This is a genomic window from Mycolicibacterium confluentis, from assembly GCF_010729895.1.
In the GTDB taxonomy this organism is placed as follows: Bacteria; Actinomycetota; Actinomycetes; order Mycobacteriales; family Mycobacteriaceae; genus Mycobacterium; species Mycobacterium confluentis.
This window is the reverse complement of sequence record NZ_AP022612.1, coordinates 5,041,392-5,054,295: the sequence shown is the minus strand read 5'-3', so window position 1 is coordinate 5,054,295 and position 12,904 is coordinate 5,041,392. Positions and strand designations below refer to the sequence as shown.

General features: G+C 67.1%; 15 protein-coding genes. 6 read left to right on the top strand and 9 right to left on the bottom strand.

Going from position 1 to position 12,904, the window contains the following annotated elements; translation table 11 throughout:
- Positions 1-58: 58 nt before the first annotated feature.
- Positions 59-898, top strand: a complete 840-nt coding sequence (locus G6N34_RS23870) for an SDR family oxidoreductase (RefSeq protein WP_085151993.1) — start codon at positions 59-61, stop codon at positions 896-898.
- 13 nt (positions 899-911) lie between these two features.
- Here the strand turns inward: G6N34_RS23870 and G6N34_RS23865 are convergent, their stop codons facing one another.
- Positions 912-1,166, bottom strand: coding sequence for a metallothionein (locus tag G6N34_RS23865; RefSeq protein WP_085151992.1), 255 nt, complete (start codon positions 1,164-1,166; stop codon positions 912-914).
- A 216-nt stretch (positions 1,167-1,382) separates the two neighbouring features.
- Between G6N34_RS23865 and G6N34_RS23860 the strand changes: the two genes are divergently transcribed.
- The 3 genes from G6N34_RS23860 to G6N34_RS23850 all read left to right on the top strand — a co-directional run bounded on the left by G6N34_RS23860 (position 1,383) and on the right by G6N34_RS23850 (position 3,482).
- Positions 1,383-2,357, top strand: coding sequence for a hypothetical protein (locus G6N34_RS23860; protein WP_085151991.1), 975 nt, complete (start codon positions 1,383-1,385; stop codon positions 2,355-2,357).
- Positions 2,358-2,538: 181 nt separating this feature from the next.
- A complete protein-coding gene (locus tag G6N34_RS23855; protein ID WP_085151990.1) occupies positions 2,539-3,228 on the top strand; it encodes a HemK2/MTQ2 family protein methyltransferase in 690 nt (229 codons plus the stop codon).
- 44 nt (positions 3,229-3,272) lie between these two features.
- A complete protein-coding gene (locus G6N34_RS23850; RefSeq protein ID WP_085151989.1) occupies positions 3,273-3,482 on the top strand; it encodes a CDGSH iron-sulfur domain-containing protein in 210 nt (69 codons plus the stop codon).
- A 67-nt stretch (positions 3,483-3,549) separates the two neighbouring features.
- Here G6N34_RS23850 and G6N34_RS23845 read toward each other — a convergent pair whose 3' ends face one another.
- From G6N34_RS23845 to G6N34_RS23820, 6 genes are all read right to left on the bottom strand, one after another.
- Positions 3,550-4,563 (bottom strand): iron-containing redox enzyme family protein, encoded by a 1,014-nt coding sequence (locus G6N34_RS23845; protein ID WP_085151988.1) that lies wholly within the window; start codon positions 4,561-4,563, stop codon positions 3,550-3,552.
- A gap of 40 nt (positions 4,564-4,603) precedes the next feature.
- Positions 4,604-5,269, bottom strand: a complete 666-nt coding sequence (locus G6N34_RS23840) for a phosphodiesterase (RefSeq protein WP_085151987.1) — start codon at positions 5,267-5,269, stop codon at positions 4,604-4,606.
- Between the two features lie 46 nt (positions 5,270-5,315).
- Positions 5,316-7,436, bottom strand: a complete 2,121-nt coding sequence (locus G6N34_RS23835; protein ID WP_085151986.1) for a catalase — start codon at positions 7,434-7,436, stop codon at positions 5,316-5,318.
- A gap of 233 nt (positions 7,437-7,669) precedes the next feature.
- A complete protein-coding gene (locus G6N34_RS23830; protein ID WP_085151985.1) occupies positions 7,670-8,122 on the bottom strand; it encodes an Hsp20/alpha crystallin family protein in 453 nt (150 codons plus the stop codon).
- A 170-nt stretch (positions 8,123-8,292) separates the two neighbouring features.
- A complete protein-coding gene (locus tag G6N34_RS23825; protein WP_234812890.1) occupies positions 8,293-9,021 on the bottom strand; it encodes a pyrimidine reductase family protein in 729 nt (242 codons plus the stop codon).
- On the bottom strand, positions 9,018-9,518 hold the full coding sequence (locus G6N34_RS23820) for a flavin reductase family protein (RefSeq protein WP_085151984.1): 501 nt from the start codon (positions 9,516-9,518) through the stop codon (positions 9,018-9,020). Before G6N34_RS23820 ends, G6N34_RS23825 begins: the two co-directional genes overlap by 4 nt.
- 238 nt (positions 9,519-9,756) lie before the next feature.
- On the opposite strand from G6N34_RS23820, the gene G6N34_RS23815 reads away from it, so the two are divergent.
- The gene (locus G6N34_RS23815) at positions 9,757-10,923 is read left to right on the top strand and encodes a metallophosphoesterase (protein WP_085151983.1); all 1,167 of its coding nucleotides are present in this window, start codon (positions 9,757-9,759) and stop codon (positions 10,921-10,923) included.
- Positions 10,924-10,948: 25 nt separating this feature from the next.
- On the opposite strand, the gene G6N34_RS23810 is transcribed toward G6N34_RS23815, so the two are convergent.
- Complete coding sequence (locus G6N34_RS23810) at positions 10,949-11,788, bottom strand: mycofactocin-coupled SDR family oxidoreductase (RefSeq protein ID WP_085151982.1); 840 nt, start codon at positions 11,786-11,788, stop codon at positions 10,949-10,951.
- A 186-nt stretch (positions 11,789-11,974) separates the two neighbouring features.
- On the bottom strand, positions 11,975-12,565 hold the full coding sequence (locus G6N34_RS23805) for a TetR/AcrR family transcriptional regulator (RefSeq protein WP_085151981.1): 591 nt from the start codon (positions 12,563-12,565) through the stop codon (positions 11,975-11,977).
- Positions 12,566-12,671: 106 nt separating this feature from the next.
- Here G6N34_RS23805 and G6N34_RS23800 point away from each other — a divergent pair, with 106 nt between their 5' ends.
- A complete protein-coding gene (locus G6N34_RS23800; protein WP_085151980.1) occupies positions 12,672-12,896 on the top strand; it encodes a ferredoxin in 225 nt (74 codons plus the stop codon).
- The last annotated feature ends 8 nt before the right edge of the window (positions 12,897-12,904 follow it).

Sequence of the window (12,904 nt, the reverse complement as noted above, 5' to 3'; positions counted from 1 at the left end):
GAGCGGGACGAATCACCCCGTCGGTGTTACCGGACGAGGCACGGTATACGTTCGGCTGATGAGCAGCGTTTCGGTGATCACTGGTGGGGCCGGCGGTATGGGTGTGGCCACAGCGAAGATCGTGGGCCGAGAGCACACCGTGGTGCTCTGCGACAACCGCAGAGACCGCCTGGACCTCGCGGACGCCACACTGCGCGACCTGGGCATCACCCCGATCATCGTCCACGCCGACGTCACCGATCGCGCGGCCGTCTCAGAGGTGTTCGATGTGGCGGCCCAACTCGGTGCGCTGGTGTCGGTGATCCACACGGCGGGGGTCAGTCCCAGCATGGGGGACGCCGAATACGTGATGCGGACCAACGCCCTGGGCACCGTGAACGTCAACGAGGCATTCTTCGGGGCCGCCCCGGAGGGTGCAGCGGTGGTCAACGTCGCGTCGATGGCCGCCCACATGCTGCCCGACGAGTTGATTCCGGTCGCCCGGTTCCCGCTCGCCCAGCACAGCCCGGATGAGTTCATGTCCGAACTGCTCGCGGCCTGCAACATCGTCCCGGAGGAGGCGCGGTCCGGCATCAGCTATGCGCTGAGCAAGGCCTACGTGAAGTGGTACAGCAGCGCGCAGGCGGAGCGCTTCAACGGTCGTGGACTTCGGATCGTGTCGGTGTCGCCGGGGTCGATCGACACAGAGATGGGCAGGCTGGAGGAGCAGGCCGGTGCGGGTGCCATGGTGGCCGACGCGGCAGTGCCCCGATGGGGCCGAGCCGAGGAGATGGCCGAACTCCTGGCGTTCTGCGCCAGCGCCAGGGCCAGCTACCTGACCGGCACCGACATCCTCAACGACGGCGGTGTCATCGCGTCGATGCGTGAACGCGCACGCAGCGCCGCCCACCCCGTCTGATTCGGGCGACCCGTCACCCGCCCGCCGGGACGGGGTCGCGGTCGTTGACGTCGGCGTTGGTGTCCTTGCGCGCGCAGTGGGCGCAACAGAAGATGCCCGCGTCGGTTTCGATGCCGTGGCCAAGGATCCGGCAGCCGCAGTGTCGGCACTCCGGGGCCAGCTGAGCCGCGGCGCACTCCACGCTGTCGAATGTCTCGGCGCGGCCATCAGGCCACGTCACAGTGAACGCCTTGTCATAGTCGTTGCCGCAGGTGGCGCAGATGGTCATGGGTGTTTCTCCTTCATCGGCTTCGGTTCGCGCGCGCCCCTGCCACTACCCGCCAGGCCGCGCGGCTTCCCGCATATACCGGGCGCTACACGGTTCGAGGCTTTTGTCACACCTCGCTGATCCGGTTACCCCGGCTGCGGGTTCGGGTAACCGACCCAGGGAGCGGTGCACGACGCCCGCTGACACACCAAGCCAAACAAGGGGTGGAACAGAACTATGGCAACGACGAAGACACAGGTTGACACGGGAACCCTGTTGGCTCAGCTCCGGACCGTCCTGGACCTCACGCACACCGAGATCCAGGTCGCTGAAACCCGAGTGGCGCAGGCCCGCACCGAAGCGGTGCGCACTGAGTTGACGCAGAACGCTGAGAACGGCCGAATCCGTGCGGAGGCGATCGAGAAGGCGATCCGCGACCTCGGCGGATTCCCGGATGTGATCGGTCCGTTCCTGGGCCGCGCGGCAGCCGCCGTCAAGGCGCTGACCGAGCAGGCCGAACCGTTCGACGAGGCACTTCTGGGTGATCTCGCGCTCGAGAACCAGTTGCTGGACCGGTCCCGGTACATCAAGGCGCTGGCCGTCGCCGCGAAGAACAAGGACGTCGAGGAGCTCGCGACCAGGTTGATCACGGCGCATTCCGCCACCGTCGACTGGTTGACGACGGTTCTGGCCGAGGACGCGCTCGGGGGACCCGCCGCGCTGCGGCGTACTCCGGTCCAGGCCGCCGCGGGAGCGGTGGTGCGGGTCGTGAACCTGCCGATGACGTGGTCCGCGCGTGGTGTGGAGCGGGCGGCTGAGGCCGTGCGTTCGGTCCGGCCGACTGTCTCCGAGTTGGTTGACCGCGGGCAGCGCACCACCGAGATTGCGACTAAAACCTTGGTGGGAGCCCGTGATTCGGCGCTCGAGGCGGCTGAGAAGATCACCCGCAACGAGGGTGCCGGACGTGCGGCCGAGGCGATCCACGCGACCCGCAGTGCCGCCGGTGTCCTCGACGCCGACGAGCTTCCCATCGCCGACTACGACGACCTCAACGTCAACGATGCCGCGACGGCCGTCAAGGATCTCACCGATCCGGCCGACATCCGCGTGATCATCGCCTACGAAGAGGCGCATAAGAATCGCGCCCGCGTGGTCTCCGCGGCTCAGACCCGACTGGCGGCCATCGCGCAGGAGGTCGTTGGGATCAGCTGAGTCGGAATCAGCTGAGTACAGCCGACCCGCCTGCAGACGTGCACACCGCCCCGGGGCCACACGGTCCCGGGGCGGTGCATGTTGCGTCGGAGTTTCCCAGTCATTGCCGAGAAACGTTTGGCCAGCGCTGGATCGGGGCATGTGAGAACTGAACTACGCTCGACCGACAGAGGGGCAACCTGTGACGACTGCGCGACGTGGCATCTGGCCGGCCTCGGTGCCAGAGGACGTGTATCCCCCACAGGAGGATTCACAACTGCTGATCGACACCGCCGTGAGCAGTGGCAGGATCGTCGGCCAACGCGTGGCCGACCTGTGTGCTGGCAGCGGCGTCGTGGGAATCGCCGCGGCGGCTGAGGGGGCTGCCGACGTCCGAGCCTTCGAGATCTGCCCCCGCGCAGTGCACGAGGCGAAGACCAACGCCGCGGTGGCGGGCGTGGATATGAACGTTCACCTCGGACCGTGGACTCGCGCTGCTGAATTCGCGCCGTTCGACGTGGTGCTCAGTAATCCGCCGTACGTCCCCGACTTCGAGGACGAGCGGGAGCGCATTCCGACGCTCGCAGGCCCACCGCAGTCCTATAACGGTGGATACGACGGCCGCGCGATCCTGGATCCGCTGTGTCTGTCGGTCGCGGACTTGTTGGCGCCCAATGGCACCTTCTTCCTCGTGCACTCGGAGTTCTCGGGGGTCGACCGATCCTTGAACCTCCTTCGCGGCACCGGGCTGAGCGCCGATGTCGTTGCTCGGCAGATGATTCCATTCGGTCCCGTCCTGAACGCCCGGGCCGCGTGGCTCGAACGGACTCGTCTGCTGGAACTCGGTCGGCGGGTCGAGGAACTCATCGTGATTCGCGCGGACAAACTGTGACAGCGCCCGAGCCCCGTTTGGTCCGACTGGTGCCTGGGGGGCCCATGATGGTCGAAGGTCCGGTCTGCATCGAAATGGCCGACGGGACGACCGTGCGATCCGACCGCTTCATGGTGGCGATCTGCGCATGCCACCGGAGCAAGAACTATCCGCTGTGCGACACCAGCCACCGGCGTCGCGCGCGAGGCGCGGCCGCCCGATCTGAAAAGCAGGCGGCGCAATCCGTCGAGCAGTCAGCCGACGTCGTTTCGTAAAGCCCACGTCAAGACGAAGCCGGATGTCGTGTCGTAGTCGACGTTCGGTGACATCCCGTCGCAGCGGTCATCCGACGTCGCGTCGCAGCGAGGTCGCACCTTCGTTCCATCGCGCCATCATGTGGGCCGCCAGGCGGCCCTCCACCACGTCACGGGCGCGGATGCCGAACACCACGTCATGGTCGAGGCTGGGATCACGTGCGACCAGGTCACCGACGACATCAGTGCGGACCACCTGCTCATGCACCGCATCGGCCTCCACATGCTCGCGATAAAACGCCGCGCAGACCTCAGGTGCGCCGAGGCGTTCCATGGCTTCGACCAACCGGCGCGAGCCGGGCGGAGAGGTGATCTCGGTGGCGGCGAAATGCCCGACGGCTGCGGCCCGCCAACGTCGGTGAAGGCCGAACAGCGACATCAGGTTGACCACCGTCAGCGTTTCGGCCGGCACGTCGTTGAGATAGCCGAGGTAGGAGGAGTCCAACCCTGCGGCATCCAACAGATCGGCGAACAACTGCTGATGCAGGCGAGCTCCGTGGCCGCCACCGAACTCGTCGAATTCAACGGCGACGAAGGACGCTTTGGCCTGACCCGTCAGTCGGGGGATCGCCCATGCGTGCGGGTCGCCCTCTTTGAGGTGGTACAGCGAGCCGTGGACGAAATACTCCCGCATCTGATCCCAGGATCCGTTGTCGCGCAGGTGGTACGACAACCCCCTGCCCTCGGCGGGTTCGACCGCCAGGGCCGCCATCTCGTCGGCCGCGGTCGCATCGTCCTCGATCTCCCCGACTTCGGTGCGCACCGCGTCGAGGAAGGTCCGTTCCAGGCCAGCCCGCAGGCCCAGCAGGGCGGGGTCCCATTCCCACCCGGGATCGACGTCGGCGAAGCCGCGATAGTGCAGTTCGTAGCAGGTGTACAGCGCCAAGTGCAGGTCCAAGCCGTAAGGGTCGGTCTCGTCCGCCAAGGCAGACGCAGACGTGCCCGTCAGCGCGTCAGCACGGCCGGTGTGCAGGGCCTCGACGACCTGACTGGACACAGGACCGACGGCCTCGGGCAGGCGCGGAGCAACCACAGTGAGCATGTGCTGCACATACCCAGATCGGCGGACCGGAAAACGCCTGCTACTCGGCGTCGCGGCCCTGTCGGCTGCTGCGGTAGGCGCGACGCCGCACCGCAGCCAACCAGTGGGGCAACAGGGTGACCTCTGGGGCGGTGTTGAGGGTCGGGTCGAACGACACATCCTCAGGCGGCCATGAACTGTCGAGTTCACGCCCGAACTCCAGTGTGGCCAGCGGTTCGAAGCTGTTGCGGCCCTGTGCCTGCTCGATCTGGAACACGATCGCGTCAGCGGCAATGTGGCGTCGCAGTGCATCGACGTCGAGGCCAGCGAGATCCCCTGGCGCCGTCAAGCCGGCGCGCAGCCAGAACACCCCGCCACGGTATCCGTAGGGCATGAGCGTGGAGAACGTCGGCGAAGACCACGACCCTGTCGGGTGCAGCAGCAGGCGCGCGGTGGCCGAGACCATCAACACATCCCACGGCTGGGCGCTGCCCTGTGCGTGGGCGCGCCACGCCAGGCCCGCGAAGTCGGGAAGTCCGTCGGGTGTGCCCACCCCTTTCGAAAGACGCCCCACCACATCGCTGTCGGCGAGCGGCAGGCCCACGCCCGAGGCCGCGCTGCGGCGGAGTGTTCCCCCGCACAGCACACCGTCGGGGTGGAACAACCTGGCGTGCCGAATCGCGGCGCCGGCACGGAAGGGCAGTGCAGCAACTTCGGAGGCTTTCATGCCCTTCGGGTGCCCATGCTGAGGGTGGTCAAACCCACGCCCGTGGTCACCGCTTGCGGCGCTTGACCACGGGTGCGCTGCGCACCGGGGGCGCGGCCGAGGACATGATCTGCTCCGCCCGCTCCCACACGCGGTGCATGCCCAGCGCTGCGGTCAACGCGTCGGCGAAAGCGCGGTCTGCCTCGGCGGACACCAGCACGCCGGGGTCCTGCTCGGAAATACCGGCCGCCGCAAGGGCATTGGTTCCCGAACCCCAGGCACCGACCGGTTTGCAATGGCGGTAGGCCTCCTGCAGCAGCAGGACGAGCTTGATGTCGGGGGGCGTTTCGAGGCCACCCGCGACGATCACGGCGTCGAACTCGATGGACCGTGCCGTCAGCAGCGTGCGTTCGACTACGAGGCTGCGACGGCCCTTCTTCAGGATGCCGCCGGTGGGGGCGGTCACCAACGGGACGGCCCCGGCCTTGATCAGGACCTTGACCAGCTGCGATATCCCGGCCAGATCCGATTCCGAGTCGGCGATGATGCCCACCTGGCGCCCGGTGATCGGGCCCGGAACCGTGACCACCTGGGAGAGTGCGGGCGATGGCGTCACGTCCGCGGGAGGGGTGCCCTTCGGGGCGGGAAGCCCCAGGCCCGCGGCCACCTGGGCGCACAGGTCGGCGTCGACATTCGCGAGCACCTGCAGTTCACGTTCCTTGACCGACTGCTCGTAGCACTTGCCCAACTCGAACGTGAACGCCTCGACCAGGTGCACCTGCTCGACCTGGGTCAGGCTGTGATAGAACATCGCGGCTTGGCTGAAGTGGTCGTCGAAGGACTGCGGTTGCGCGCGGACGACGGGACCTTCGACCGCACGTGGTGTGGGGACGTAGCCCCCCTCGGCGGCCGTGGCGACCTCCGGAAGACCGTCATCGAGGCTGTTGCGACGATACGGCGCCACCCCGGTGTGAACGCCGGTCTGGTGCATACCGTCCCGCAGCATGTCGTTGACAGGGCAGTGCGGACGGTTGATGGGCAGTTGGGTGAAGTTCGGTCCGCCCAGACGAGTCAACTGTGTGTCGAGATACGAGAACAGCCTGGCCTGCAGCAGTGGGTCATTCGTCGGTTCGATGCCGGGCACCAGATTGCCGATGTGGAAGGCCACCTGCTCGGTCTCGGCGAAGAAGTTCGTCGGGTTGCGGTTCAGCGTCAGCTTGCCGACGAGTTGAACCTCTGCGAGTTCCTCGGGCACGATCTTGGTCGGGTCCAGCAGGTCGATGCCCTCGAACGTGTGGGTGGCGTCGTCCGGCATCACCTGAATCCCCAACTCGTACTCCAGGAATGCCCCCGCATCGATGGCGTCGGCCATGTCCCGGCGGTGGAAGTCCGGGTCACACCCGGCCGCGATCTGCGCCTCCTCCCAGACCAGCGAGTGCACACCGGCCACGGGCTTCCAGTGGAACTTCACCAGCACCGTCTGACCCTTGGCATTGGCCAGGCGGAACGTGTGCACACCGAACCCCTCCATGGTCCGAAACGACCGGGGGATGCCGCGGTCGCTCATGTTCCAGAACACGTGGTGGGTGGCCTCGGGGTGCAGGGACACGAAGTCCCAGAACGTGTCGTGCGCCGACTGCGCCTGCGGAATCTCCCTGTCCGGGTGCGGCTTTCCGGCGTGGATGATGTCGGGGAACTTGATGCCGTCCTGGATGAAGAAGACCGGCATGTTGTTGCCGACGAGGTCGAAGTTTCCCTCGTCGGTGTAGAACTTCACCGCGAACCCCCGGGTGTCGCGGACGGTGTCGGCAGACCCGCGTGACCCCAGCACGGTGGAGAAGCGGCAGAAGACGTCGGTCTTGGTGCCCTTGGCGCCCAGGAAGGCGGCGCGGGTGTAGCGCGAGGCGGTGCCGTAGGACTCGAAGACGCCGTGGGCCGCGGCGCCGCGTGCATGCACGACCCGTTCGGGGATGCGCTCGTGGTCGAAATGGGTGATCTTCTCGCGCAGGTGGAAGTCCTCGAGAAGGGTGGGACCGCGTTCCCCGGCCTTGAGTGAATGGTCGGTGTCGGGGATCCGAAGCCCTTGTGCAGTGGTCAGATAACCACTTGAGCCCGGCCCCACCGCCCCCTGCAGGTCGGTACCGGGAACGGGCGCGATGTCATTTGCGGACTTCGGGGTTGCGGCCATATCTCCTCCAGCGTCGGGCTGCGCCACGGGGGATGGCCCGCGCATTCGGGAACACCGCGGGCCAAGGGGCGCCACTGCGAGATACCCGCCACGTCATGCCTGCAAACTCATGTTGGGGAGCTGAGCGCACGGATTCGGGTGCACGGATCGAGGCCTGGGGAGAGTCATCACTCGCGGGTTGCGGCGGAGGTGGCCACGAATCCAGTGGACCGTGGCCACCTCCCCGCGCCGCTCTAGTTGTCGGCGTCGACTGTCGTCGGTTCGATCGAGCGGGCCTGCGCCGCATGGGTGACTTCAATGCGCCTCGACTTGGCGCGCTCGGCCAGCGGGATCGTGATCGTCAGCACGCCGTTCTCGTACGTGGCGGTGATCTTTTCGGCATCGACACCTTCACCCAGTGACAACTGGCGCCGGTAGGTTCCGGAGAACCGTTCGTTGGACAGCCACTGGACGGACTCCTCGGAACGGGCGGTCCGATGTGCCGTGATGGTCATGGTCCCGTTGTCGACGCCGACGTCGACCGATCCGGGATCGACGCCCGGGAGGTCGGCGGTGAGGACATAGTGGTCGTCGACCTTGTACAGGTCCATGGGCATGAAACGGGGTGCGCGACTTGATCCGGCCTGGTTCGTCAGCAGTCCCCGGGCAACCGAATCAAGGTCACTGAACGGATCGAAACGAAGCACAGCAATCCACCTCCTCGACATGAAAGCCCGCCACCCTGGCGGGCGACTCAATCACTGTGCGAGAGCCAGATTAGCACTCGACAGTCGAGAGTGCCAAAGGTGTTCTGTAGAAAATTTGGCACCTGCATTCCCCCGAAGGTGTTCTTCCGCAGGGAGATTGGCCCCAGGTCTCAGCCGGCTAGGGCGTACCTGCTGAACAGGAACTGCTCATGCACCAGGACGTGGCGCAATGAAAGCGCCCCGGGAGTGAGGAGCGTGCTGATCGTGGCGGCACCCACCGGCTGAGTTCCAGCCAGTTTCGGGGCCGTCGTCACGCACAGCTCCTTCAGTAGGCCCGCCGTGACCATGTCGTTCAGCAGAGTCGGGCCGCCTTCGCACAGGATTCGCCCCATGCCTGCGTCGGTCAACGTCTCGACGGCGGCCCTCAGATCGACGGACTCGTCGCCGGCCAGGACGACCTCGTGGCGCGAGTCGGGGCGCAGGCCGTACCGCCTCGCGGCATGTGCGCTGGTGATGAGGATTGGACGCTGCCTGGGATCGGTGAACAGCGACTCTGGAAGTCGCCCGGTGCGGCTCACCACGGCGATGCGGGGCAGCGGCGACCTGCCCTCGGCGGCACGTTCGGCCCGTTGCTGTTCGGAGAGTCGCGCGGGTCCGTACCCCTCGGCCCGCGCGGTGCCCGCTCCGACGAGCACGACGTCGGCGTATCCACGCAGCTCAACCAGCAGTCGTTGGTCCGCAGGGCAGGAGAGCGGCCCCGCTCTCCCGGCGAACGCCGCGGCGCCGTCGGCGCTGAAGATCATGTTGGCTCGAACCCCGAAGGGTGCGTCTCGATAGAACTCGCGCAGTCCGGTGCTGTCGGTGAGGATCTCGACGTGCGGGTCGTCGGGGCGGCTCACGCGTCATGACCCGGTTCGAGGTCGCGGACATCGGCGAAGCTGAGCCAATTCTGCAGGCCGTCCGGCGCCGTGCCGGCAGTCGGTTGCAACAGATGGCCGACGTGATCCCCGAGGTCGAAGCGGTCACGGATCTCGCCGACGAACCAGGCGGCGGCCCCGTCGAGTATGGGCATCCCGGCGGGACCCTCGTGCCACTCGCATTGATCAAACTTATTCACTCGGTCACCGGTCTGGCCCCCGAAGAGCGCCGCGAGGTCAGCGGCTTCTCGACCGAGCAGATGGACGGCCAGATGTGTCGCGCCTTGGGCGACGCGGTACGTGCGGTTGCGCCGCGACAGGCCGACGAGGAAGCGTGGCGGGTGGATGCTGGTCTGGCTGGCGAATCCCACCAGACACCCCGATGGGCCGTCACCGCTCGTCGTCGTCACCACGAACACCGGGTAGTCCAGTGCCGAGACGATCTTCTCGAACGGCTCAGACTCGCTTTCTTCCTGCACTTCCGGCCCCTTCGGCTACTCGCGAGCGGCCACTGAGGTCCACCCGGCACGGCGTACCAACTGGTCGCTCACCCTCGCGTCCCGTCGGTCAGGGATTCAATACCCCGGTCCACGTAAGGGGTAACGCGACTGTGACGTGAATCAGAGGTCGGTGCCGATCGGTGAGACGCCGGGGTGGGAGGCTGCTGGTGGTGACAGCCGCGCGTCACCGGTGTCCGCCCCGTCCCCAAGGAGCCTCGTGTTCTTGGTCGTCCTCGCAGTGATCCTTGCCCTCATGCACGCCTACCTGTGGAAACGCCTCGTCAAGGACACCGCAGCGCCCGGTCGGTCCCGCCGGATCGGCACCGCGGCCATCGCCGCCGGGTTCGTCCTCATCGTCTGTGCCCTGCTCGGGCCCCGGGTGGCCGGACTGACCGGCGCGGGCTGGTACGCCTGGCCGGGCTATCTGTGGTTCGGGCTCGCGGCGTACCTCTTCCTCGTGCTTCTGGCCCTCGAACCGGTCCGGCTGGCACTGCGGGGCTGGGTCAAGCGCACTCCGCCTGCTGCACCCGAGTCCGGGCCCTCGCTGGACCGCAGGCTCTTTCTGGCCCGCACCGGCGCCGCCGCGGCGGGAGCAGTGTCGGTCGGGCTGATCGGAGTCGGCACCACGACCGCGCTGGGCCGGCCCGACGTGCTGAACGTGCCCGTCCGCTTACGCCGATTGGATCCGGCGTTGGCAGGCTTCCGGATCGCGGTCGTCTCCGACATCCATCTCGGGCCGCTGGCCGGGCGCGGGCACACCGAACGGATCGTCCGGATGATCAACGAGGCCGAGCCGGACCTGGTCGCGATCGTGGGCGACCTGGTCGACGGCACGGTGGCTGAACTCGGTTCCGCGGCTGCGCCATTGGGTGATCTGGCGGCGCCGGAGGGGACGTTCTTCGTGACGGGCAATCACGAGTACTTCACCGAGGACTCGGAGTCGTGGCTGAGCGAACTCGAGCGACTGGGGGTGAACACCCTGAGGAATGAGAGCACCCCGATCCGGCGGGGTCGCGGGGCATTCACCCTTGCCGGGGTCAACGACATCGTCGGCGCACGGCGGGCTGATGGGCCCGACTTCGAGCGGGCCCTGGCCGGTGCTGACCCGGTCCGGCCGACGGTGCTGCTCGCCCATCAGCCGGTGCAGGTGACCGAAGCCGCCCAGCGTGGCGTTGATCTGCAGTTGTCCGGCCACACCCATGGCGGTCAGATGTGGCCGTTCCATCACGTCGTGTCGATGGTGCAGCCCTCCCTCGCCGGGCTGTCGCGGGTGGACTCCACTCAGCTGTACGTCACGCGAGGGGCGGGCTACTGGGGACCGCCGGTGCGGATCGGAGCCCGGCCGGACATCACCGTGGTGTCGCTGCAAAGCGAACACGATTGACCCGGCCGGGCCACGATCTGCGGCACTACTTGAGCATGCTGCCCGCGTCGACGGTGACCGGAAGACCTGTGACGTAACGGGATTCGTCAGAGGCCAGGAACAGCACGGCATTGCTGACGTCGACAGGCTCGACCCAGCCGATCGGCAGCACGTGCATGAACTGCGCGGCCACGGCCATATCGTCGGGGCCCGGGTTCTCCAGGTCGGGACGGAACAGCTTCATCGTGCCCTCGTTCATGAACAACGGTGTGTTCACGTTGGTCGGGCAGACGGCGTTGACCCGGATGAAGTGCTGGCCCAACTCGACGGCGAACGTGCGCATCAATCCGATGACGCCGTGCTTGGCGGCGATGTAGTGGCCCGTGTGGGCGTAGGGCTTGAGCCCGCCGACCGAGCTGGTGAGGATGATCGAGCCGCCCTGGCCTCCCGCGAGGAGATGCGGCACCGCGGCTTTGACCGACTTCCAGACCCCCGAGAGGTTGACGTCGATCATGTCGTCCCAGTCGTCCTGACTGGTCAGGTCCAGCGTCTGTCCGCCGTTGCCGATGCCGGCGTTGGCCACGACGATGTCGAGGCGGCCGAGCTGCTCGACGCCGCTGTCGACCGCGCTCTTGACGGCGTCGAAGTCGCGGACGTCCACCTCGGCGGTGACGATGCGCCGGTTCAGGGCCTTGACCAGGTCAGCGGTTTCGGCCAGGTCGTCGGGCGTGGAGGCCGGGATCTCCTCGGTGCTGCTGATGCGCTTGCACACGTCGATCGCGATGATGTCGGCGCCTTCTTCGGCCAGTCGCACGGCGTGACTGCGTCCTTGGCCGCGTGCCGCGCCCGTGATGAACGCAACTTTTCCTTCTACTCGTCCGCCCACCGGGGATACCTCGCTTCTGAGATGTGGATTGTTTGGTCGATCGATCAGGAAGCGTGGCACCAGAGGGTGCAACTGTCAACCATTCGTGCCCCACGTGGTGTCTCGCGAGCGGCCGCCCTGGGACGGGACACGCCGAGAAGGGGCGTGCAGACGCCCCACAAGCGGGGACCCCTGCCCGCTCGCGGGTCAGGGCTGGGGGTGCGCCGCGAGCGCGGCCAGTTGGCGCTCGACGAACTCGCGCAACTCCTGATGCCCGAGGGTCACGCCGACGGCGCTCTCATTGCACAGGCTGCGGGCGGTCTGGGCGATCAACATCGACACGGCCACCGGCGGGTACTCCGACAGGTCGAGTCCGCGGGTGCGCAGTGCCACCGCGACGGCTGCGGACTCGATGTCGCGGACACGCTCGGCGTAGGCCTTCAGTTCGGCGCGGATGGCCTTGCGGTGGTTGGCAAGTGCCATGAACTCCGTGTTGAGTCCGGTGGTTCGGGAGTCGCTGTTGAGTGCCCACAGCGTGGACAACGGATCGTCGTGGGTCAGCGCCTCTCGCATGCGTTCCAACGAGGCCTCCGCACCCGACCGCAGCACCTCGACGAACAGGTCGTCCATGGTGGGGAAGTAGTAGTACACGAGGGCCTGCTTGACGCCGGCCTCGGCCGCCACCCGGCGCGATGTCGCCGCCGCGTAACCCTCGTCGCGCATGATCTTGGCGGTTGCCTCGATCAGTCGCTGACGTGCGCCGTGGTCGGTGGTCTTCGCCTTGCGGGACGTGGCCATTCAGGGCCGCCCCGCAAGGCGGATTCTTGACCGGCTTCGGCGCGCCGTGCTAAGCATGGGCGCATTCTATCAATTTGGTCGATCGATCAGAGGCGGAAGGGCGGCGATGGCTGGGTCCAAGCGAATCCGAGTTGATGCGCACCTGTGTGAGGGACACGCGCTGTGTATCGAGTCCGCGCCGGACCTGTTCGTCCTGTCCGACGACGAGGTTGCGGAGTGCGCCGAACAGCCGAGTGACGACCTGTGGCCGCTCGCACTGGCAGCGATCGACGCGTGCCCCCGCGGGGCGCTGAGCGTCGTCGATTCCGAACTTCCCGACACCGACCACTGACGACCGAA

Coding starts and splice junctions, on each gene's coding strand:
- G6N34_RS23870 (WP_085151993.1), top strand. CDS start 59: ATGAGCAGCGTTTCGGTGATCACTGGTGGGGCCGGCGGTATGGGTGTG.
- G6N34_RS23865 (WP_085151992.1), bottom strand. CDS start 1,166: ATGACCATCTGCGCCACCTGCGGCAACGACTATGACAAGGCGTTCACT.
- G6N34_RS23860 (WP_085151991.1), top strand. CDS start 1,383: ATGGCAACGACGAAGACACAGGTTGACACGGGAACCCTGTTGGCTCAG.
- G6N34_RS23850 (WP_085151989.1), top strand. CDS start 3,273: ATGATGGTCGAAGGTCCGGTCTGCATCGAAATGGCCGACGGGACGACC.
- G6N34_RS23845 (WP_085151988.1), bottom strand. CDS start 4,563: ATGCTCACTGTGGTTGCTCCGCGCCTGCCCGAGGCCGTCGGTCCTGTG.
- G6N34_RS23840 (WP_085151987.1), bottom strand. CDS start 5,269: ATGAAAGCCTCCGAAGTTGCTGCACTGCCCTTCCGTGCCGGCGCCGCG.
- G6N34_RS23835 (WP_085151986.1), bottom strand. CDS start 7,436: ATGGCCGCAACCCCGAAGTCCGCAAATGACATCGCGCCCGTTCCCGGT.
- G6N34_RS23805 (WP_085151981.1), bottom strand. CDS start 12,565: ATGGCCACGTCCCGCAAGGCGAAGACCACCGACCACGGCGCACGTCAG.
- G6N34_RS23800 (WP_085151980.1), top strand. CDS start 12,672: ATGGCTGGGTCCAAGCGAATCCGAGTTGATGCGCACCTGTGTGAGGGA.